This is a genomic window from Herbaspirillum sp. NPDC101396 (assembly GCF_044767365.1).
Classification (GTDB): Bacteria; Pseudomonadota; Gammaproteobacteria; order Burkholderiales; family Burkholderiaceae_D; genus Herbaspirillum.
Genome location: NZ_JBIWNT010000002.1, coordinates 464,768 through 485,332, shown reverse-complemented (window position 1 = coordinate 485,332; position 20,565 = coordinate 464,768). Strand labels below are relative to the sequence as shown.

Here is a 20,565-nt window from a genome sequence, read left to right as displayed (position 1 = left end):
GGCCGCATGAGTCACTGAAATCGACGCTTTGGCATACAATAAACAGCACAAAATGCCGCCCACACAAAATTCACGGAGATAAATTCTGCATATGGAACTCGACGCCATCGATTTACGTATTCTGAGCATGCTGCAGCAAAACAGCGCGCTGAGTAATCTCGAACTATCTTCCAAGATTAACCTTTCTCCGTCGCCGACGCTGGCGCGCGTCAAGCGGCTGGAGAACGAAGGCATCATCTCGCGTTACGTCGCGCTGGGCAATCCGCACCTGCTCGGGCTCAAGGTCAATGTCTTCATCAAGATCAGCCTGGAGAAACAGGAGTCGGCCACGCTGGCGCAGTTCGAAGAAGCGGTGAGCGCCTTCGACGAAGTCATGGAGGTTTACCTGATGACCGGCGACGAAGATTATCTGTTGCGCCTGGTGGTGCCGGACCTGCAGGCGCTTGAGCATTTCGTGCTGGACCACCTGACCAAGATCCCCGGCATCAAGAACATCCGCTCCAGCTTCGCGCTCAAGCAGGTCAAGTACAAGACCGCGCTGCCGCTGGGCAACCTGCCGCGCTGATTTTCTTCCGTTGTTCCGGCAGAAATAAAAAAAGGCGGATCGCATCGCTGCGAACCGCCTGCACCGACGTTCATCACGTCGGTTCATGAGGCCTTGCTTGCGCATGCTGCACCTCACTCCCTCACCCCACTACAGAACTGCTTGCTGCTTACAGCTACTACCCCCACTACAAATTCATTGACCTGCTTTCAGCGTCTTCCGCATTCCGTATTCCGAATTACGCGGCGTAGCTCAGGTTGTCCAGCGACAAGGCCGGTGCGCTGGCTGGCTTGGGCAGGTGATGCACCTGGGCCGCTTTGGACGACACGACGTTGCGGCTTGTGTTCAAGGCCAGGGCCGGCGCTGCCTGTTCTGTTGCGTATTCCATGTGCTGATCGTCGAGCTTGAACACGCTGACCAGTTCGGCCAGGCTGCTGGTCTGGCTTTGCATCGACGCTGCAGCAGCGGCGGCTTCTTCCACCAGCGCGGCGTTTTGTTGCGTTACCTGATCCATCTGGGCGATGGCGTGGTTGATCTGTTCGATGCCGCGGGTCTGTTCGTCGCTGGCCGAGCTGATGTCGCCCATGATGCCGGTGACGCGCTGGATGCTGTCGAGGATCTCGCCCATGGTGGCGCCGGCTTCGTCAACCAGCGCTGCGCCGGCATCGACCTTTTCGACCGAAGTACCGATCAGTTGCTTGATTTCCTTTGCTGCCGAAGCCGAACGCTGGGCCAGGCTGCGCACTTCCGAAGCGACCACCGCAAAACCGCGCCCTTGTTCACCTGCACGTGCCGCTTCCACTGCGGCGTTGAGCGCAAGGATGTTAGTCTGGAAAGCAATGCCGTCGATGACGCCGATGATGTCGACCACTTTCTTCGACGACTCGTTGATCGAGGCCATGGTTTCCACCACACGGGCCACCACTGCGCCACCCTTGACGGCGATGTCGGAGGCTGTTGTCGCCAGCTTGTTGGCTTGTTGTGCGTTCTCGGCGTTTTGCTTGACGGTGGCGGTCAGTTCTTCCATCGCCGAAGCGGTTTCCTGCAGGGAGCCGGCTTGCTGTTCAGTACGGGACGACAGGTCCAGATTGCCGGTGGCGATTTCGCTCGAGGCAGTCGCAATGGTGTCGGTGCCGTGACGGACGTCGCCGACGATGCGCAGCAGGTTGTCGTTCATTTCCTTGAGAGCCAGTTTCAGCTGACCCAGTTCATCCTTGCTGTCGACCGTGATGGTGCTGGTCAGGTCACCGGCGCTGACGTTTTGTGCAATCGTCACGGCTTCCTTCAGAGGACGCGAGATCGAGCGGGTCAGCCACCAGGCGATCAGCGAACCGAGCAGCAGCGAGACCGCGCTCAAGGCCAGCATGGTCCACTTCGACACTTCGTAGGCTTCTTGCGCTGCAGTAACGCTCTCGGTGGCGCTGGTACGCATCACGACGTTGAATTCGTTGATATGGGCGATCACTTGCTTGAGCAGCGGCATGCAGTCGGCGACCAGCGATGCCTTGGCTGCTTCAGTCTGCTGGGTTGTGGCCAATGCGCCGATCTTGGTGGCGATTGGCAGGTATTTGCCTTCCAGTGCGCGCAGCTGTTCGAGCATCTCGCGCTCCTTGGCAGTGGCGTCAGCCGGGTTCTTCGTCAATGCGGTCAATTCCTGCATGCCGCTGTCGATGTCTTTCTGTGCTTTGGTGATCAGTTCGATGTCGCCTTTTTGCTGCGCCGGGTCAGTCACCAGCACCAGGTTGCGGGCCGCGATGGCGCGCAGGCCGACGGCGAACTGAACCTTGCTCAGCGCCAACAATTTACCTTCATCGACCGATGTGATGAATTCGACACGATCGTTCAGCTTGGCGACCTGGCGCAGGCCGAATGTTGCTCCGGCGACCAGCAGTGCCAGGACGATGCCAAAACCGATAGTGAGGCGTACGCCGATTTTCCAGTTTTTCATGTTGTTCTCCCTTGGGGTTGTGTGAGGGGACTGCCGGGACTGCTGGATGTTTCTAGTGGGTGAACAGATTTTCAGATAAATCGGTGCGGGCGAATATCGGGCTTTTCCTGAGTGGATGAAAGCACATGCTTTCTTCAGAGAAATTGGGTGGCGTCATGCTTGTTTTTTCGGCAACCGCTATCATGTGCGGTCAGTACGGTTGCGAGGGGGTTGCAGCCGGCGCAGGCTGGCATGCCTACCAATGCATAGCTATGCACCCATCATAAAAATTACCTACAGGCAGCAGTAATGGATACCCGAGAAACAGAGCGCATTCTGGCCTTGCGACAACTTGATGCGCTGGCCGTGCTCGACAGCAAGGTTGCGGACGGACTGGAACACATCACCCACCTGGCGGCGCGCCATTTCAAGGTGCCGATGGCCTTCATCTCGCTGATTGACGGCGAGCGCCAGTGGATCAAGCGCAGCGTCGGCATGACCATGCGCGAGACGCCGCGCAAGGAATCGTTCTGCGACTACACCATCCGCACTGCCGAACCGATGGTGATCGAAGACACCCACCTCGATCCGCGCTTCCGCGATTTCCCGCTGGTGACCGGTCCGAGCGCGGTGCGCTTCTATGCCGGCGCGCCGCTGCTGACCGCCGACGGCCACGCCATCGGCAGCTTCTGTATCGCCGACAAGGTGCCGCGCACGATGAGCGAAGACGACCGCGCCCAGTTGCAACGCCTGGCCTCGCTGGTGATGTCGCACTTGTCGCTGCGCCGCGCAGTCGACCGGCTCGATCCGATTTCCGGCATGGCCAATTCGCATCAGCTGGCCGATGAGCTCGACCTGCTGGCTGCCATGGGCGTCGCCGAAAAACGGGCGCTGGTCTATCTCGACATGCCCGACGCCGCTGCCGCGCATGACATTGCCAGCGCGCTCGGCGCAGCGGCCTACGATGAACTGGTGCGCAATACCGGGCGACGCCTGCAAACGATGATGCATGAACATGCGACGGTGTTCCACATCGTCGGCACGCGCTTCGCGCTGCTGTCACATGCGCATGACGTGGAGAATTTCCACACGGTGCTGGGCGGCATGGACGACGCCTTCGATGCACCGCTGCATATCCAGAACATTCCGTTGAACCTGGCGCTCAACGCCGGGATGGTGAGCTTCAACACCGACCGCGAAGGCGTGCTCGATGCGCCGCGCAAGGCGCTGGCGGCGATCAAGCAGGCTCAGAGCGAGCAACGCCGCTGGTCGATCTACAACGAGCAGGAAGACGACACCCACCGGCGCGCATTCCGCTTGCTGAACGATATTCCGCAGGTGCTGCATGCCGATGAATTCCGCCTGGTGTTTCAACCAAAGCTGGATCTCGCCAGCAATACCTGTCACAGCGCCGAAGCGCTGCTGCGCTGGACGCACGCCGAACTCGGTGCGATTTCGCCGGCTGAGTTCATTCCGCTGGTGGAAAAGACCGCGCTGGTCAAACCCGTGACCGACTGGGTGCTGGAAAGCGCGTTCAGGCAGATGCGTGCCTGGGCCGCGATCGGCAAACGTCCGAAGATCGCGCTCAACGTCTCGGCGCGCAACCTGGAAGAGCCCAACATTTGCGCCCGCCTGGCCGAACTGTGTAATCGCTACGACATTTCACCGTCGCAGATCGAGATCGAATGCACCGAAGGCTTGTGGATGAACAGCGAAAAGGTATTGCAGACCTTGCATGACATCCGCAGCCTTGGCATGAGCATTGCGCTCGACGACTTCGGCACCGGCTACAGCAATTTCTCCTACCTGCAATATGTGCCGGCGACCACGGTCAAGCTGGATCAATCGCTGATCCGCAATGTCCACGCCAACCAGCGCGACCAGCGCATCGTGCGCTCCATCATCGCGCTGGCCAAAGACCTCGACTACCGTATCGTCGCCGAAGGCGTCGAGACCGAAGAGATCATGGGCCTGGTGAAGGACTGGGGCTGTGATGAAGTGCAGGGATATTTCTTCGCACGGCCGGTGGCGGCGGAGGAATTTTTGGCTTATCTGAACTAATTTCTGCGGAAGCGCGGTCGGTCGCCTTCCCGCTCTCTTCATCTTTGAGCTCCGGCGTTGCCATGCTCCGGTAGCCGCAACATCGAGCGCCCGGAACTAAATCCCTGTTTTCACTGCCTATAGGATAGCTGGTGCTTAGCCAATCAAGGACTACGCGCCCGCATACGCAGATGCGAAGTTGTAAATAATGCAACATTACAAATACTATCTCTCCAAAACCTAGCTGGTTCGTACTTCAGAAGAGTACGTCGGGATATGTTCCGCACCCTGTAAGCATCACCATATTGTCGCTACATAAATGAATTCCACTATGGTCCTGCATGCATTCACCTGAATCACGGCAATTAAATTTCCCCACAGTGCTGCTCATCGCGTTCGCCCTTGCGACCGGAAGCAGCTCCGTCTACGCGCTCGGCTTCTATGCGGGCCACTGGTACGTCTACCTGCTTTTCTCGCTTCTCGCGAATGCCTTGCTGGCAATGGGATTCCGAAAAAAGGCGATCTTCTTCGATGCCTTCATCGGTGTCTTCTTTTGGCTCGGATTCTGGCTCAAGCTGACCTTGCGCATCATATTCACGAAAGGTCAGTTCAGCGAAGCGGTCGGTACGTTCGACCACTCCGGCGCGGCCTTTGACCGCGGCCTGCTGGTCGCGTCATGCGGCATGCTGGGGCTGATCCTGGCGTCGCTGCTACGGCAACGCTATTTCCATTATGCCGACAAGCATGACGGCAGTATTTACCAGCCCGGCTTGTATGCCTTTTATTGCAAGCACCGGAAGATACTATGGCTGGGTTATTTCTTGCTGGCCGCTTTTATTGGCCTCAGCAATCTTTATTTCGGCATTTATCAGCGTGGCGAAGTGGCGCAGACGATCCTGCCATTCCATATGAGCGGCATTTACAAATGGCTGCTGCTGTTCGGACTTTCTGCGTTCGCGGCGCTGATGTTCAAGTTTGAATATGTCGTCAATCAGAAACGTACGCTGTCGCTGGCCCTGATTTCGCTGCTGGAAAGCTGCCTGACCAATGTGTCGCTGCTGAGCCGTGGCATGATCCTCAATACCAGTGCACTGTTCTACGGTCTCATGGTGAATCTGCGCTTTCGCGGCGTGCGCAGCCGCCTCCAGTTTTTCGGCGTCATTGCCTGCGCGTTCGTCGTGCTGTTTGTCGGGTCCGTACTGACCGTCAATTACCTGCGTTCCGAAGGCTCAATACTTGCTCTGATGAGTGCCCCGTCGGTGCATCAGCAAGGCGAAGCCGCATTGTCCACCGAGCGCAGCATTTCCGTCAGCCTGAACATGGCACCGCCACTGTTTGTAGATCGATGGGTAGGAATTGAAGGCGTCCTGGCAGTCTCCAGCCACGATGCGCTGGGCTGGGATTTATGGCGGCAGGCCTGGGCTGAGCGCTATACCGAAAGCAGCACCAGCTTCTATGACCTGAATCTGATCACGTCGCCGTACCTCACGATGGACAGCACCAAGAATCACTTCATCAGCCTGCCAGGAATCGTCGCCTTCTGCTTCTATCCGGGCTCGTTCCTGTTCTTGCTTTTTGCCGTGCTGGTGACAGGCCTGGCCGCCGGTGCGGTGGAATTTCTGGTCTTCCGGTTCTGTGGAAGAAATCTGATCCTGTGTTCGCTGTTCGGCCAGATCGTTGCCTATCGCTTATGCAGCTTTGGCTACGTTCCGAATCAGACCTACCTGCTGTTTGGCACCATCGGACTCAATATCATGCTGATTTATTTCGCCGAGAAGTTCCTCAGCTCTCGCTCCAAAAACGGGCACTCCCTGCATCTGGCAAAGTAGCGCCTTTATCCCCTCCCCCGCCGGCCAAGCGCCGTGCGGCTGGCGGAGGGAGAAATTCCTGACCTGTCTCAATTGAAACCGGCACGGCAGAGCGACGGAATCAGAAGCGCTGCGCACTGAACGGCGCCATGTCAATCTCGGGCAACTGCCCCGCCAGCAACTGCCCGACCAGGCGCCCGGTACGCGCCGATGATCCGAGTCCGATATGGCCGTGGCCGAAGGCGTGGATGATGTCGGCGCTGCGCGACGACGGGCCGATGCAGGGCAAGCCGTCCGGCATGCTGGGACGACGTCCCAGCCAGTAACGCACACGATTCACAGGCAAGTCGCGCGGCAGCGCCGGGAACAAACTCAATGCGAGGTCGCGCATGATCGCGGCGCGCCGCCAGTCCGGCGCGGCATCGAAGGACGCAATCTCGACCTGTCCCGCCACGCGCAAGCCCTCTTGCGTCTGCGTGGCGATGACCTTGCGGTCCATGATCATCATCGGGGTGCGCGGCCGGCCTTCGGGCGCGAGCACCATGGCGTGGTAGCCGCGCTCGGTTTCCAGCGGCACCTTGTCGCCGGCTTGCGCGGCCAATGCTTTCGACTGCGCGCCGGCGGCGATGACGGCGGCGTCGCAAACGATGTCACCGGCGTCGGTCTGCACCCCCACCAGTTTCTTCCCTTCAAAACGAAAACCTGTTGCCGTCGTCGCCTTCAGACGCGCGCCGCGTGCGCAGGCATGCGCCGCCAACGCCGCGATGTACGCACCGGGATTGCGGCAATGCCCGGCTTCCGGAATCAGCACGGCGAAACCGTAGGACGGATCAAGGTCCGGTTCGCGTGCGTGCAGTTCCTGCGCAGACAATTCCTGCCAGCCGATGCCAAGCTTGCGGCGAATGCCCCAGCCCCGCGCGTCGGTTTCGAAGTGCTCGCGCGAACGATAGATGTGCAGCAGACCGCCAAGGTCGATCAGGTCGCCGACGCCGGCGCGGTCCGCGATTTTCTTGTGCAGCGGCGCCGCGCCCTGCAGCAGCGGCCGCAATGCCGCCGCAGCCGCGCTGATGCGCGCTGTCGTGGAACCGGCCACCAGATAGCGCAACAGCCACGGCAAGGTGCGCGGCAGGTAGCGCCAGCGCACCGATAGCGGCCCCAGCGGATCCGCCAGGAAACCCGGCACCTTCTTCCACACGCCAGGCTCGGAAGGCGGCAGCACCGAATGCGAAGACAGCCAGCCGGCGTTGCCGTAGCTCGAGGCATGCTCGCCACCCGGCTGCCCCGGATCGACGATGGTCACCTGCAAACCCTGGTCGAGCGCATGCAGCGCGCTCATCAACCCCACCGCGCCGGCGCCGATGACGACGACGTGGCGCTGCACGGAGGCGGCAGAAATTTCTGAGGGGGAAGCGGAGGAAGTGGGCGTAGTCATGGCCTCAAGTATACGCAGTTTGGCGTCACTACACTGCCAGGTAAGCGCGGCGCACGGCGTCATCGCGCGCCAGTTCCTGCATGGTGCCCTGGTAGCGGATGTGGCCGTTTTCGAGGATGTAGGCGCGGTCACTGACCAGGCCGGCGAAATGCAGGTTCTGTTCCGACAGCAGGATCGCCATGCCGGCCTGCTTCAGGCGCAGGATCATGTCGGCCATCTGTTCGACGATCACCGGCGCCACGCCTTCGGACGGCTCGTCCAGCAGCACCAGGTAAGGATTGCCCATCAGCGTGCGCGCGACGGTCAGCATCTGCTGCTCGCCGCCGCTCATGTGGCCGCCGGCGCGCTGCGGCATTTCACCGAGATTGGGGAACAACTCGAACAATTGCTGCGGCGTCCACACGAAGGCATCGGGCCGCGGCGGCTGGCGGCCGACTTCGAGATTCTCGAGCACGCTCAGCTCGGAAAAGATGCGCCGGTCTTCCGGCACGTAACCCATGCCCATGCGCGCGATCTTGTGCGGCTGCGTACGGCTGATATCCTGGCCGCGAAACACGACCTTGCCGTCGGCGCGATCGAGCAATCCCATGACGGCCTTCATCGTGGTCGACTTGCCGGCGCCGTTGCGGCCCATCAGCGCCACCACTTCGCCGCGCCGGACTTCCAGGCCGACGTCGAACAGGATGTGGGCCTGGCCGTACCAGGCGTTGAGATTCTCGACACGCAACAGGCTGTCCGTCTGCACGCCGCTCATCGCGCTTCCTTTTCGAATGTCTTGCCGGTGCCCAGATACACCTCCTGCACCTGCGGATGATTGCGGATGGTTTCGCCGTCACCTTGCGCGATGATGCGGCCGCGCGCCAACACGATCATGCGATCGGCGAAGGCGAACACCACGTCCATGCTGTGCTCGGTAAACAGCACCGAGAGCTTGCGCTCGACCACCAGCTCCTTGGTCAGCGCCATCAGTTCGTTGCGCTCACCCGGCGCCATGCCGGCGGTGGGCTCATCCATCAGCAGCAGGCGCGGACGGTTGGCCAGCGCGATCGCCAGCTCGACGCGCTTGACGTCGCCGTAAGCCAATACGCCGCAGGGACGCTGCGCCTGTGCGGCCATACCGACCGTGGCCAGCAGTTCCATCGCTTCATCGCGATACCTGCTGGCCGCCGGACGCCACAGGCTGAACACCTTGCGCTCGCGCGAGATCAGCGCCATCTGGATGTTTTCGACGACGGTCAGGGAGCTGAAGGCGGCGGAGATCTGGAAGGTGCGGCCGACGCCCAGACGCCAGACATCGCGCGGCTGCATGCTGCTGCGCGCATTGCTGATCTCGCGGCCGTCGAAGTGCACCGTGCCGGCGTCGGGCTTGTACTGGCCGTTGAGGATATTGAAACAGGTCGACTTGCCGGCGCCGTTCGGCCCCAGCAGGGCCAGCAACTGGCCTTCAGGCAGGTCGAAGGACACGCCGTCCAGCGCCTTGACGCCGCCAAAACTCTTGCCGAGGTCGCGTACTTGCAGCAGGCTCATGCGGCCTCCCCTGGGTTCTTGCGCCATCTGCTGGAGAAGCCGGCGATACCTGCAGGGAACAACAGCACCAGCGCCAGGATGACCGCTCCCAGCAGGGCGCGCCAGTAATCCGTCTCGCGCGCGATCACGTCCTGCAGCCAGGTGAACACGGCCGCACCGGCCACCGGCCCGAACAGCGTCTGGATGCCGCCCAGCATGACCATCACGAGGCCGTCGACCGAGCGGCTCACGCTGATCGCTTCCGGTGAAATGCTGCCCTTGGAAAACGCAAACAACGCACCGGCCATGCCGCAGAACAAGCCGGCAACAATGAAGGCCATCCATTGCACGCGCTTGACGTCGATGCCGATCGCTTCGGCGCGCAATGGCGAATCGCGGCCGGCGCGCATGGCGTAGCCGAACGGCGCAAACAGCACGCGCCGTAGCAGCAACACGCCCGCCACGCTGAACGCCAGCGCCAGATAGTAAAAAGCTGTCGGCGATGCCGCCCAGGCCGAAGGCCAGATGCCGACCAGGCCGTTGCTGCCGCCGGTGACCTCGTCCCACTGGAACACGATGGCCCAGACGATCTGCGCGAACGCCAGCGTCAGCATCGCCAGGTAGACGCCCGACAGCCGCACGCAGAACCAGCCGAACAGCAGCGCACCGACTGCGCCCGCCAGCGGGCCGGCGATGAGCGCCACTTCCATCGGCAGGTGCAGGCCGGTCAACACCAGCGCCGCCGCATAGGCGCCCAAGCCGAAATACGCGGCATGACCGAAGGAATGCATGCCGCCCGGCCCCATGATGAAATGCAGGCTGGCGGCGAACAGCACGGCGATCAGGATTTCCACCAGCAACACGCTCAGGTAAGGGAAGCTACCGGCCAGCAGCGGCGCTGCCAGCAGCAAGACAAACCCGGCCACGCCAACACGGCGCTGCAGGGTGTTTGCCGGGCGCAGCGGCACCTCGGGCGGACCGGCGACACGATTGGCGACCTGCGGCTTGCCGAGCAGGCCCCAGGGTCGTAGCACCAGGATCAGCGCCATGACGAGGAACTCGGCCACCAGCGTCAACTTGGACAGCGAGACCACGACCCCGCCAATCGAGATCTGGCCGAAGGCCACGCACAGCGCCTTGATTTCGGCGATCAGCAAGGCCGCCAGGAAGGCGCCGCCGATTGAACCCATGCCGCCGACGACCACCACCACGAAGGCGTTGCCGATGGTTTCCAGGTCGAGCGCCAGGGTGGCCGGGATGCGCGGCCCCTGCAGCGCGCCGCCCAGGCCGGCGAGGAAGCAGCCGAGCGCGAACACGCCGGTGAACAGCCATGACTGGTTGATGCCGAGCGCACCGGCCATTTCGCGATCCTGGGTCGCCGCGCGGATCAGTGTGCCCCAGCGCGTGCGGTTGAGCAGCAGCCACAACAGACCAAGCACGACCGGGCCGATGACGATCAGCACCAGGTCGTATTGCGGCAGGCGACGTCCGAGGAGCTCCACCGAGCCGGCCAGGCCGGGGGCGCGCGGACCGAACAGGTCTTCCGGCCCCCACAGGTAGAGGGCGGCGTCTTTCAGCACCAGCACCACCGCAAATGTCGCCAGCAACTGGAACAGCTCGGGTGCGCGATAGATGCGGCGCAGGATGGTGATCTCGACCAGCGCGCCGAGCAGCGCCACCACGCAGGCCGACAGCAGCACCGCGCTCCAGAAGCCGACGCCGCTGGCGCCGATCAGGCTCACCAGCGTATAGGCGATGAATACGCCGAGCATGTAGAACGAGCCGTGGGCGAAATTGACGATGCGCGTGACGCCGAAAATCAGCGACAGGCCGGCCGCCACCAGGAACATGGCGGAGGCGTCGGCAAGGCCGTTGATCAGTTGTACTGCGAGGCTGGAAAAGGTCATTGCATGTATTTGCCGGAGGACGGCGCTGCGGCTTGCGCGCACGCCATCGGGGAATATTGGGCTAGAGTATACGATGCCGCGCCGCCAAACGTCCTGTGCGCCCACCCTTGCCAACAATGGAGTCTGCATGTTTCTTGATTTTTCCCAGGTTGATCCGCGCCAGGCGTATAGCTGGCTGGCCTCGGCCGTCATCCCGCGGCCGGTGGCCTGGGTGTCCACCGTGTCGGCGGCGGGCGTGAGCAATCTGGCGCCGTTCAGCTTCTTCCAGATGATCACGGGCAAGCCGCCGACGGTGATGATTTCGCCGCTGGTGCAACGCGACGGCGGCATCAAGGACACCGTGCGCAATGCACAAGAGACCGGCCAGCTGGTGGTGAACCTGGTCGGCTTCGACATGGCCGACGCCATGAACGAAACCTCGTTCTCATACGACGCCGACGTCAGCGAATTCGAGCGCTGCGGCGTCGCCACCGCACCGTCGACACTGGTGCGGCCCGCGCGCGTCGCGGCAGCGCCGGTCAGCCTCGAATGCGAACTGGTCAGCTGCACGCCCTATCCCGCCGACGCGCCGTCTTGCCACATCCTGCTGGGCCGCGTGCTGGCCGCGCATTTCGACGAGAGCATCCTCAACGACAAGCAACTGCCCGACCCGGTCAAACTCAATTTGCTGGCGCGAATGGGCGGCGACTGGTATGGCCGCACGCGCAGCGACGCCAACTTTGAATTGTCGCGTCCGCGCGGTTGGGAGAAATGAAGGGAAGCAAGATAGAAACGCCGGGATTTCCTGATAAAGTTGGACCCCGGCCGCATGCGCGCGCTGGGCCAACAATAAAAACACGGCATGCTGAGCCGCAAGGAACGATGTGATGAAGAAGCTGACCCTGGTTGTCTTTGACGGCGTACAAGCGCTGGACGTGGCTGGCCCCCTGGATGTGTTCTCGGAGGCCAACCTGTTGCTGCCGGCCAAGGATCATTACCAGATTACGCTGGTGGGCGAACGGCCGGACAGCGTCATGTGCTCCAGCGGGATGGAGTTCCGGGTCCATGTCGACTATCCGAATTTCCACGCCGACAGCGACTTGCTGCTGGTGGCAGGCGGGCCGCGCGTACCGGAATACCGGCCCGATCCCGCCTTCATGGACTGGCTGAATGACCGCGCGCGCGGCGCCGCGAAATTCGGCGCGGTCTGCAACGGCGTCTTCCTGCTGGGCCACGCCGGATTGCTGACCGGTCGCGAAGTGACCACGCATTGGGATCATGCCGAGCGTCTCGCCAGACAATTCCCCGAACTGAACGTCCGGCCCGACAAGATCTTCGTGCGCGACGGCAATCTGTTTACCTGCGGCGGCGTCACCGCCGGCATCGATCTGTGCCTGGCGCTGGTGGCCGAAGACTGGGGTCACGAGCTCGCCATCAAGGTGGCCAAACGGCTGATCGTCTACATCCGCCGCGAGGGTGGACAGTCGCAATACAGCCCTTATCTTGCGGTCGGACCGAATGAGGATTCGCTGGTGGCCAAGGTGCTGAAATACGTGACCGACCACATCAGCGACGCCCTCACCATTGAAGAAATCGCCGATGCGGTGGGGGTCAGCCGCCGCACCTTTTCACGCGCCTTTGCCAAGCATGCAAACGTGACGCCGTCGGTGTTCGTCGAACAGGTCCGCATCGACTTCGCGCGTAAGCTGCTGGAGGAAACCGACGTGCCGCTGAAGACGGTGGCGTTCCGCTGCGGCTTCAGCAACGCGACACAGATGCGCATGATCTTTTCGCGTCAGCTGAACACCACGCCGAAAACTTACAGAGACGGTTTTCGCGCGGAGCGTACCTGAGACTGAGACCGCACTATGCGCTCAGCAAGCGTCCGGTAAGCAAGGCGTGCAGCGTGCGGAAGGACAGCACGATGATCGAGGTCGTCAGCACAAACAGCAGCAGCGCCGCGATGAATCCCAACCCCTTCCCTCCCACTGCACCGGCGTAGATGAACGCCGCATTGGTCATGGCCGCCATCGGGAAGCCGATGCCCCACCATGTCGACGAGAACGGCGCCGGCTTGACCAGCAGGCGGTACAGGATGATCGCAAACAGGAACAGGCCGAAGTAGAACAGCAGCGCGGCGAACATGTCCACCTTCTGCGCCAGGTTGACGTAAGCGATGAAGCCGACCGCGAACGGCGCCATCAGGATCATCTTCGACGGACGCATGGCGGCGCCGAGCGGATCGTGATGAATCAGGCGCGAAAAAATCAGGATGAAGAAAACAATCGCGCTGACGCTGCCGATGGCGGCCGCCAACAGATTCACCTCATGCGTCCAGCTCGCGGTAAAGCTGCCGCCCGTGACCACGATGTCGAGACTGCCGACGCCGCCGATCAGCCAAGCCGGCACCGCGCTCGCCGGGGCGGCGTTGCCGTTCAGCAGGCGCGAGATCATGAGCACGCTCAGCGCCAGCGTGATGAGGGTGCCGATGCACCAGACCACCAGTTGCGCTGTGCTGTTGTAGCTGCCGATCACGCTCGAGAGCAGCATGATGCTGATGCCGACGGTGCCGAAGAAGCTGCCGCTGACAGGATGTGCGAACTCCGCCTTGACGATTTCCGGATGCAGAATCAGCTTGCCGAGATAGGACAGCGCCAGCACGACGAACAGCGCCAGTGCGACGACACCGATGGTCTCGGACACGGCGATGTTGACGCCGTAGGCCTTGCCGGCCAGACGCCAGGCCAGCGCAAGGCCGGCGATGCTCATGACGGAGCCGAACAGACCGATCGGCATATGACGGACAGATTGCGTGCGCGCGGCCGGAATGGCGGCACGGCTGGTTGAGGCAGTTTCCATACAGACTCCATGTAGATGCGGTGTATCACCGTATGCCCGGATTCTGCATGAGCTCTGCGCGCTTGATTCGTCGCCGACGGCGCTTGTCCCAAAAGCGTGATTGCTTGTCCCGAAAACGATCAGGGGCTGTTGCGTGATGACACGGCGTTGATGCGTTGCATCAAGCCGATGGTGGGAGCGCGCTATGCCGAGAGTAGTCCGGCAGCAACAGCCGTGCAGAGGACGACAAGCCACGGCGGCCACTTCCCGAACGCCAGCAACAAAAAGGCGGCGAGTCCGAGCCAGAAATCGTTCCAGGACCGGATGCCGTTGCTCCAGACGGGATTGTAGAATGCCGCCAGGAGTATCCCGACCACGGCGGCGTTGATGCCCAGCATCGCCCTTCGCACGGCCCCGTATCGACGCAGCGACTCCCAGAACGGCGCGAAAGCGACGATCAACAGGAAGGCCGGCAAGAAGATGGCAAACGTCGCGATTGCCGCGCCCGTCCATCCATTCGGCGTTTGCGAAGATATCGCTCCCAGGAACGTGGCGAACGTGAAGAGAGGGCCGGGAACAGCCTGCACCGCGCCGTAACCGGCGAGGAATGCGTCGTTCGACACCCATCCGGCCGGCACGACTTCGGCTTGCAGCAGCGGCAGCACGACGTGGCCGCCGCCAAACACCAAGGCGCCGGCGCGATAGAAGCCGCTGAACAGCTTCAGTGCATAGATGCCGGATCCTTCGGCGATGATCGGCAAGATGATCAGGAAACCGATAAAAAGGAACAGACTTGCGATGCCTGTGGTACGGCTGATCGTGACATGCAGTCTCGCGTCGTGGGGCGCGGTTGGTGTTGCGAGAAACGCGAACCCGTACAAGCCGCCGATGGCAATTGCGGCGACCTGCCCGATTGACGACGGCGCCGTCAGGACGACGGCGGCAGCGACCCCGGCCATCACGGCGCGTTTCATGTCTGGCGCGAGCGTCCTGCTCATTCCCCATAGCGCCTGCGCCACCACCGATACCGCCACGACTTTTAGACCGTGTATCCAGCCCACGCCCAACTGGGCGCTGAAGTGACTCAATCCGATCGCGAACAGGACCAGTGCAAGCGCCGAGGGCAAGGTAAACCCCATGAAGGCCGCGATGGCTCCAGGAATACCGGCGCGCGAGATGCCGACCGCCATGCCGACCTGGCTGCTCGCTGGGCCGGGAAGGAACTGGCACAGCGCGACGATATCCGCATAGGCCTGTTCGCTGAACCAGTTTCTGCGTACGACGAACTCTTGCCGGAAGTAGGCAAGATGCGCGACGGGTCCGCCGAATGCCGTCAGGCCAAGTTTGAGAAATACAAAGAACAGGCGTACTGTCTCGCTGCCATTCCGAAGGCTGTTCATCGATTCAATGCCCGCTGAAAAAAATCATTTGGCCGCCAGACGAAAACGGCTGGCATCCTTCGCCGGCGCGGCGCCGAAGAGGCGCGAATAGTCACGGCTAAACTGGGAGGGACCGTCGTAGCCCACCTGATATCCCGCGCTTGCCGCATCCAGGCCATCGCCGACCATCAGGCGACGGGCCTCTTGCATTCTCAACTGATTCCTGAATTCCAGCGGGCTCATTGCCGTGACGGCCTTGAAGTGGTCGTGAAACGTCGAACGACTCATTCCGGCGATTCTGGCAACCTCGTCGATGCGAAAGACTTCCTTGAAATGCGCCCTGATCCAGATGATCGCGCGGGCGATCTGTCCATGCCGGCTGTCGGACTGCGTGACCGCATGAATGACCCCGCCGCCTGGCCCGGAAAGCAGCCGATAGAAGACCTCGCGTACCGCCAGCGGTCCGAGCGCCTCGATGTCATCAGGCGTATCCAGTAACGTCACGAGGCGTGTGGCGGCATCGAGAAGGCCCGCGGTCATTTCATTGAGGGTCAGACCTGCAGAGAGGCCACCCTTCCCGGCCTGACGCGGATGCCTCAACGCCAGCTCCGTTAGTTCCGGTGAATTGAGGTCGAGTTGCAGACTCAGGTACGGATGCTCCTGGGTCGCCTCGACGACCGTGCCCACCACAGGAAGCCCGACCGATGCCACCAGATAGCTGGCCGGGTCGTAGTGAAAAATACTGGCGCCCAGCGAGGCGCGCTTGCGCCCTTGTGCAACGAAACAGACGGTCGGCTCGTAGATGACCGGCATCGGCATGGTCGGCGCCGAACAGCGGATTAGCTTCACGCCGGGAAGGGCGCATTCAAACGTGCCGTCAGTCAAGGCATGGCGCGCGACGGCGTTCCTGAACAGCTCGGACTGGCTCATGGGTTTCCATTCCACGGATTTTGGCTAGCGAGGGCGCTCTTTTCAGCGATCTCGGACGATCGTGCAAGCTTACCGGAAATTCCGTCTACCGGTGCTCTCCCTGAAATCAAGAGAATGGACCCAAGGCGAAGAGTGCTTTTGAACCGGCTCTACGCAGGAAGCCACTCAACTCAATCATCTTCATACGGAGAAAACGACCATGACCACACCGACCTCACTCAACCACTACCGCCTTCTCGGACGCTCCGGCCTGCGGGTCTCGCCGCTGTCGCTCGGGACGATGACCTTCGGCTCCGATTGGGGCTGGGGCGCCGATGACGCAGAAGCACGACGCATCTTTGATGCCTACGTGGATCGCGGCGGCAACTTCATCGACACTTCAGTCAACTACACGAACGGCGCCTCCGAGCGCATTCTCGGCAGCTTTGTGAAAGGCAAGCGCGACCAGCTCGTAATTGGCACGAAGTTCACGATGGCCCGCGACTTGGCCAATATCAACTCCGGCGGCAACCACCGCTTCAATCTCGTGCGCTCGGTCGAAACCAGCCTGCGCCAGCTGAACACGGATCGCATCGATCTGATGTACGTCCACGCGTGGGATTTCACTACCAGGCCGGATGAAGTCATGCGCGCGCTGGACGATCTGGTGCGCGCAGGAAAAATCCTCTATCTGGGCATCTGCAATACGCCGGCCTGGCGCGTGGCGGAGCTGCAGACCCTCGCCGACCTGCGCGGCTGGTCGCCGTTGGTTGCGCTGCAGATCGAATACAGCCTGGTGGAAAGAACCGTGGAGCACGAGCTTCTGCCCATGGCGCAAGCGCTGGGACTTGGCGTACTGCCCTGGTCTCCGCTGGGCGGCGGCATCCTGACCGGCAAATACGGCCGCGCCGATCTCTCCGATGAAAACGAAGCGGACGTCGCCACCAGCCGCAAAGGTGTGATCGCGTCGACGGGCCATCTGAACCAGCGCTCGCTGGATATTGCCGATGTGGTCGGCGTCGTCGCCGGGGAGCTGGGCGTCTCGCGTTCGCAAGTCGCGATTGCCTGGACGCTGAACAATCCGGCGGTCGTCTCGCCGATCATCGGCGCGCGTACGTTGCGCCAGGCGGAAGACAATCTGGGCGCATTGGAAGTGACGCTGAGCGAGGATCAACTGACTCGCCTGAACCAAGCCAGCGCGCCGGCGCCGATCTTTCCCGAGCGCTTTATCGGACGCCCGATGGCGCAGCAGCTGATCTTCGGCAATGCCACGTTGACCGACAGAAAGTGAACCGTGGTCCGCAAAGCGCCTGCCTGGCCAGGCCTCGTCCTGGCCGGCGCTGCGTGCTGCACATTCGTGCATGCGCCTTCGGTCGCCGACCAATCGAACATCAACCCGACCATCAACAAAACAGACTACGGAACCACGATGAAAAAACATCCCTACATCGGCATGTGGGTCACCAAAGACGGCCGTATCCGCCAGGAACTGCTGTCGAACGGACGGTATGACGAGGCGCGGGGCGCCAGAAAAAGCATGTACCAAGGGCGGTATGAAGTCAGAAGCAAGCATATCGACTACTGGGACGACACCGGATTTACAGCGGACGGCGACTTTGTCGGCGATGACGAACTGCATCACGGCGGCATGATTTTTACCGCGAGAAGTAAGCGGAGGCTCACCTCGGCGAGGACGAATTCCGGAAGTTATCTGCGAGTCGAACCGACTGACATTTTGCCGAATGCCGAAAACGCAGAGCAAAAAGAAAAGACCCACCGAACGGTGGTCCTTCTAAATACTGGTGCTGGCTGCAGGACTTGAAATCGCCCTCCTGATTACAAGTTCGACGTAGAAAAAATCAATAACACCAATCGGCAGTGCGCAATTGCCGGCTTGCGGACAGATCAACATCGCAACGTGCGACGACGTTCTCGACAGCGATCGTGCAGCAGGATTGATGCCCGGATAAGAGCGGGCCTTTTCATCCGCTGTAACAATTTCCCCACGGCACGCAACCTAAGCGTCGCACAGGGAAATGTTTGTCTAAGTGCACCAATTCCGATAAATTGATCCGTGCTGCCTTCAGAGACGACATCAGTCGCAGTAAGCGGCAGTGAAAACAGTACAAAAATAATGCAAAAGCCGCCTTCACAGAAGGCAACAATAAAAAAGGGGAAATGTATGCACGGTGGAGTGATAAAGATTGCAGCAGGTGTGATTGGTCTGATTACGGCTATTGTCGCCGGCACAGCTTTCGCAGCTGGCTCGCTGGCCATTGACACACTGCAGGGCAAGGAATACGGATTCTCTTTCAACCATCCGTCGTACGGCGTCGCTGACGAGCGTGCAAAGAGAGAGTGCGGCCCGGATTGCAACATTGTGAAACGCTTTGAAAACCAATGCGCCGCGTTTGCTGCCGATCAGGCTGCCGGCTCTACCGTTTACGGCTGGTGGCAGGGTGCGGCCACCAGCGCCGTCGTGCAACAGCGAGCCCTATCCGAATGCCGAAACCAGGGTGGATCCAGCTGCATTGTGCGCGCGTGGGGCTGCGACACGATAAAGGCGAACGACAGACAAGCCAATGCAAAAACGCCGAAGCAAGATGGCAATGCATTCACCATGCTGGGCGAGTGGACGCTGGATTACACCACGGCGCGCGGCTATTCGGCAAACGGCATCGTGCGCGTAACGAACGCCGTCGGCGATGGTGTCTTCCGTGGCGTTATCGTGCTGTCGTATACCTTCAGTGGCGTCACCAAGCAGATTCAGGAAGATGCGCTGATTACTGTGCAGGGGGAAACGATCGCCATCAATGGCAGTAACCCGGTGTTTGTGTCAGGTAGCGGTAATTACAACGCAGACAATTACACGCTCAACAAGATCAGCAACAACGTCCTGAAGGGGGTCAACAAAGACAATGCCGGCGCGGGCGGCATTATCGTTCTAATCAAAAAGTAGCTGAGCCATTGTCATGCATCCGGTTTTCGCATGCTTGTTCGAGCGTACCCTGACGGCAAGTAAAGAAACGTAGGGGCGTTCGCGACCGCTATCTCTTGAACAAGAGTCTGCAACCGGCCAGAAACCGACATTGGATTAAGAGAAGACCAAGTCATGATTACAAAAGAAGACGCCCCTGTCGGATGGACTTTACTGATGTCTGAATTGGAAGACGCAAAAGAACATCTCTCTAGTTTGATCGAGGATATGCGCCAGGATCCAGAGTATGACGACGCCAATCTACGGATTGATCTTGGACATGTCTTTTCGCATCTCAATAGAGCATGGCATCGCCGCGACTTTCACGAAGATCTGAGTGATATGGAGTGGGAAAAAGCAAGCCAATTTCCTGCAGATATTGAACCGTTATGAAAGGTTGACTACCCACGTCCGCAAACGGGCGGAAGCAGTCGCTACTAGCGAATAACTTAGAATCAAAATAAGACATCGGTGCGTAAAACAGAGGAAGCTTTAAGTGAAGAATATCCAGGTAATCGATGGTGCAATAAATTCCGTATATGACATTTTCTCGGCAACGGAAGAAGAGTTTTCGAGGATTTTTCCTACGGGAACTGACATCGCTTTTATAGACGAGGTCATGCAGAATGGCGACGCTACAGTGCTCGCAGCGACTTTCAAATCAATCTGGCAGCGTAGGATTGAAAAGAAAAATGCGGTGGGAATTCATGGACTGCTGTTCTACGAACTCGAAAAGAAGAAAATTTACTATCCCACGCGACGAGACGAAGATGCAATAAATCCAAACGGCACTCATTTGCGATGATGCCCGAAATCGGCCAACAGCAGACCTAGCAGAGAAATTTAGTCTTAGGGAAATGGTTAATCATGCGTGGGAAATTTTTGTTCTTAGAGGCACTTATTTTTTGCGCTCCAACTACATTGGTCTTTCTTTATGGACTTCCCTATATCGTAGGAGGCTCTCTTTATCAGTTATTTGATGGGAATCCTCAAGCCGCAATAGGTGTCGCTGGCTGCATATGGGCATTGTTTGAGTTCTGGAAGCTTGCTATATACACAGCACTACAGCAAGCCTACAGGTTCGGACTGTCTTTTATATCTGCACTCATAGGTGCACTTGTCGGAATGGTAGTTATGCATCAAGGAATTCCCTATGGCGTCTTTGCCGTTCTGGTTGGATTGCCGTTGTCTGTAACATTACATTTTTCGTATGAGCAGTCGCGACTCAGAAAGCGGTCTTCAATCTGAAGAAATAAGTCCGCAACCGGCCAGAAGCGGACGTTCGTCAAGAGCATAAAGCGGTACATTTCCTATAGAGA

18 protein-coding genes are annotated in these 20,565 nt (G+C 60.2%); 10 read left to right on the top strand and 8 right to left on the bottom strand.

What is annotated here, in order from left to right:
* Positions 1-91: 91 nt before the first annotated feature.
* A complete protein-coding gene (locus ACIROY_RS07280; RefSeq protein WP_402273899.1) occupies positions 92-565 on the top strand; it encodes an Lrp/AsnC family transcriptional regulator in 474 nt (157 codons plus the stop codon).
* 217 nt (positions 566-782) lie between these two features.
* On the opposite strand, the gene ACIROY_RS07275 is transcribed toward ACIROY_RS07280, so the two are convergent.
* Positions 783-2,492, bottom strand: coding sequence for a methyl-accepting chemotaxis protein (locus ACIROY_RS07275; protein ID WP_402340856.1), 1,710 nt, complete (start codon positions 2,490-2,492; stop codon positions 783-785).
* A 288-nt stretch (positions 2,493-2,780) separates the two neighbouring features.
* Between ACIROY_RS07275 and ACIROY_RS07270 the strand changes: the two genes are divergently transcribed.
* Both ACIROY_RS07270 and ACIROY_RS07265 read left to right on the top strand, forming a co-directional pair.
* Complete coding sequence (locus ACIROY_RS07270) at positions 2,781-4,532, top strand: putative bifunctional diguanylate cyclase/phosphodiesterase (RefSeq protein ID WP_402340853.1); 1,752 nt, start codon at positions 2,781-2,783, stop codon at positions 4,530-4,532.
* 320 nt (positions 4,533-4,852) lie between these two features.
* Complete coding sequence (locus tag ACIROY_RS07265) at positions 4,853-6,340, top strand: hypothetical protein (RefSeq protein ID WP_402340850.1); 1,488 nt, start codon at positions 4,853-4,855, stop codon at positions 6,338-6,340.
* A gap of 100 nt (positions 6,341-6,440) precedes the next feature.
* Here the strand turns inward: ACIROY_RS07265 and ACIROY_RS07260 are convergent, their stop codons facing one another.
* From ACIROY_RS07260 to ACIROY_RS07245, 4 genes are read right to left on the bottom strand one after another with little or no spacing between them, the layout of a single operon-like run.
* On the bottom strand, positions 6,441-7,751 hold the full coding sequence (locus ACIROY_RS07260; protein ID WP_402340848.1) for an NAD(P)/FAD-dependent oxidoreductase: 1,311 nt from the start codon (positions 7,749-7,751) through the stop codon (positions 6,441-6,443).
* A gap of 28 nt (positions 7,752-7,779) precedes the next feature.
* The gene (locus ACIROY_RS07255; protein WP_402340845.1) at positions 7,780-8,505 is read right to left on the bottom strand and encodes an ABC transporter ATP-binding protein; all 726 of its coding nucleotides are present in this window, start codon (positions 8,503-8,505) and stop codon (positions 7,780-7,782) included.
* Positions 8,502-9,278 (bottom strand): ABC transporter ATP-binding protein, encoded by a 777-nt coding sequence (locus ACIROY_RS07250; protein ID WP_402340842.1) that lies wholly within the window; start codon positions 9,276-9,278, stop codon positions 8,502-8,504. Before ACIROY_RS07250 ends, ACIROY_RS07255 begins: the two co-directional genes overlap by 4 nt.
* Positions 9,275-11,164: an ABC transporter permease gene (locus ACIROY_RS07245; protein ID WP_402340840.1), complete on the bottom strand. Its 1,890-nt coding sequence runs from the start codon at positions 11,162-11,164 to the stop codon at positions 9,275-9,277. Before ACIROY_RS07245 ends, ACIROY_RS07250 begins: the two co-directional genes overlap by 4 nt.
* Before the next feature lie 127 nt (positions 11,165-11,291).
* Between ACIROY_RS07245 and ACIROY_RS07240 the strand changes: the two genes are divergently transcribed.
* Positions 11,292-11,918 (top strand): flavin reductase family protein, encoded by a 627-nt coding sequence (locus tag ACIROY_RS07240; RefSeq protein WP_402273883.1) that lies wholly within the window; start codon positions 11,292-11,294, stop codon positions 11,916-11,918.
* A gap of 112 nt (positions 11,919-12,030) precedes the next feature.
* A complete protein-coding gene (locus ACIROY_RS07235) occupies positions 12,031-12,996 on the top strand; it encodes a GlxA family transcriptional regulator (RefSeq protein WP_402340837.1) in 966 nt (321 codons plus the stop codon).
* A gap of 13 nt (positions 12,997-13,009) precedes the next feature.
* On the opposite strand, the gene ACIROY_RS07230 is transcribed toward ACIROY_RS07235, so the two are convergent.
* From ACIROY_RS07230 to ACIROY_RS07220, 3 genes are all read right to left on the bottom strand, one after another.
* Positions 13,010-14,002 carry an SLAC1 anion channel family protein gene (locus tag ACIROY_RS07230; RefSeq protein WP_402340834.1) on the bottom strand — a complete coding sequence of 331 codons (993 nt, stop codon included), beginning with the start codon at positions 14,000-14,002 and terminating at the stop codon, positions 13,010-13,012.
* 182 nt (positions 14,003-14,184) lie between these two features.
* Positions 14,185-15,381, bottom strand: a complete 1,197-nt coding sequence (gene chrA, locus ACIROY_RS07225; RefSeq protein ID WP_402340831.1) for a chromate efflux transporter — start codon at positions 15,379-15,381, stop codon at positions 14,185-14,187.
* A 24-nt stretch (positions 15,382-15,405) separates the two neighbouring features.
* Positions 15,406-16,290, bottom strand: a complete 885-nt coding sequence (locus ACIROY_RS07220) for an AraC family transcriptional regulator N-terminal domain-containing protein (protein WP_402340828.1) — start codon at positions 16,288-16,290, stop codon at positions 15,406-15,408.
* 199 nt (positions 16,291-16,489) lie between these two features.
* Here ACIROY_RS07220 and ACIROY_RS07215 point away from each other — a divergent pair, with 199 nt between their 5' ends.
* The 5 genes from ACIROY_RS07215 to ACIROY_RS07195 all read left to right on the top strand — a co-directional run bounded on the left by ACIROY_RS07215 (position 16,490) and on the right by ACIROY_RS07195 (position 20,051).
* Entirely contained in the window at positions 16,490-17,560 is a 1,071-nt protein-coding gene (locus ACIROY_RS07215; RefSeq protein ID WP_402340825.1) for an aldo/keto reductase, read from the top strand.
* A 3-nt stretch (positions 17,561-17,563) separates the two neighbouring features.
* Positions 17,564-18,091, top strand: a complete 528-nt coding sequence (locus ACIROY_RS07210) for an Atu4866 domain-containing protein (RefSeq protein WP_402340822.1) — start codon at positions 17,564-17,566, stop codon at positions 18,089-18,091.
* 360 nt (positions 18,092-18,451) lie between these two features.
* Positions 18,452-19,228 (top strand): DUF4189 domain-containing protein, encoded by a 777-nt coding sequence (locus ACIROY_RS07205; protein ID WP_402340819.1) that lies wholly within the window; start codon positions 18,452-18,454, stop codon positions 19,226-19,228.
* Positions 19,229-19,381: 153 nt separating this feature from the next.
* Positions 19,382-19,639, top strand: a complete 258-nt coding sequence (locus ACIROY_RS07200; RefSeq protein ID WP_402340816.1) for a hypothetical protein — start codon at positions 19,382-19,384, stop codon at positions 19,637-19,639.
* A 103-nt stretch (positions 19,640-19,742) separates the two neighbouring features.
* Positions 19,743-20,051 (top strand): hypothetical protein, encoded by a 309-nt coding sequence (locus ACIROY_RS07195; RefSeq protein WP_402340813.1) that lies wholly within the window; start codon positions 19,743-19,745, stop codon positions 20,049-20,051.
* Positions 20,052-20,565: the final 514 nt, after the last annotated feature.

What these genes read in the sequence shown, in the direction of transcription:
- ACIROY_RS07280 (WP_402273899.1), top strand. Translation starts at nt 92, where the DNA reads ATGGAACTCGACGCCATCGATTTACGTATTCTGAGCATGCTGCAGCAA.
- ACIROY_RS07275 (WP_402340856.1), bottom strand. Translation starts at nt 2,492, where the DNA reads ATGAAAAACTGGAAAATCGGCGTACGCCTCACTATCGGTTTTGGCATC.
- ACIROY_RS07270 (WP_402340853.1), top strand. Translation starts at nt 2,781, where the DNA reads ATGGATACCCGAGAAACAGAGCGCATTCTGGCCTTGCGACAACTTGAT.
- ACIROY_RS07265 (WP_402340850.1), top strand. Translation starts at nt 4,853, where the DNA reads ATGCATTCACCTGAATCACGGCAATTAAATTTCCCCACAGTGCTGCTC.
- ACIROY_RS07260 (WP_402340848.1), bottom strand. Translation starts at nt 7,751, where the DNA reads ATGACTACGCCCACTTCCTCCGCTTCCCCCTCAGAAATTTCTGCCGCC.
- ACIROY_RS07255 (WP_402340845.1), bottom strand. Translation starts at nt 8,505, where the DNA reads ATGAGCGGCGTGCAGACGGACAGCCTGTTGCGTGTCGAGAATCTCAAC.
- ACIROY_RS07250 (WP_402340842.1), bottom strand. Translation starts at nt 9,278, where the DNA reads ATGAGCCTGCTGCAAGTACGCGACCTCGGCAAGAGTTTTGGCGGCGTC.
- ACIROY_RS07245 (WP_402340840.1), bottom strand. Translation starts at nt 11,164, where the DNA reads ATGACCTTTTCCAGCCTCGCAGTACAACTGATCAACGGCCTTGCCGAC.
- ACIROY_RS07240 (WP_402273883.1), top strand. Translation starts at nt 11,292, where the DNA reads ATGTTTCTTGATTTTTCCCAGGTTGATCCGCGCCAGGCGTATAGCTGG.
- ACIROY_RS07235 (WP_402340837.1), top strand. Translation starts at nt 12,031, where the DNA reads ATGAAGAAGCTGACCCTGGTTGTCTTTGACGGCGTACAAGCGCTGGAC.
- ACIROY_RS07230 (WP_402340834.1), bottom strand. Translation starts at nt 14,002, where the DNA reads ATGGAAACTGCCTCAACCAGCCGTGCCGCCATTCCGGCCGCGCGCACG.
- chrA (WP_402340831.1), bottom strand. Translation starts at nt 15,381, where the DNA reads ATGAACAGCCTTCGGAATGGCAGCGAGACAGTACGCCTGTTCTTTGTA.
- ACIROY_RS07220 (WP_402340828.1), bottom strand. Translation starts at nt 16,290, where the DNA reads ATGAGCCAGTCCGAGCTGTTCAGGAACGCCGTCGCGCGCCATGCCTTG.
- ACIROY_RS07215 (WP_402340825.1), top strand. Translation starts at nt 16,490, where the DNA reads ATGACCACACCGACCTCACTCAACCACTACCGCCTTCTCGGACGCTCC.
- ACIROY_RS07205 (WP_402340819.1), top strand. Translation starts at nt 18,452, where the DNA reads ATGCACGGTGGAGTGATAAAGATTGCAGCAGGTGTGATTGGTCTGATT.
- ACIROY_RS07200 (WP_402340816.1), top strand. Translation starts at nt 19,382, where the DNA reads ATGATTACAAAAGAAGACGCCCCTGTCGGATGGACTTTACTGATGTCT.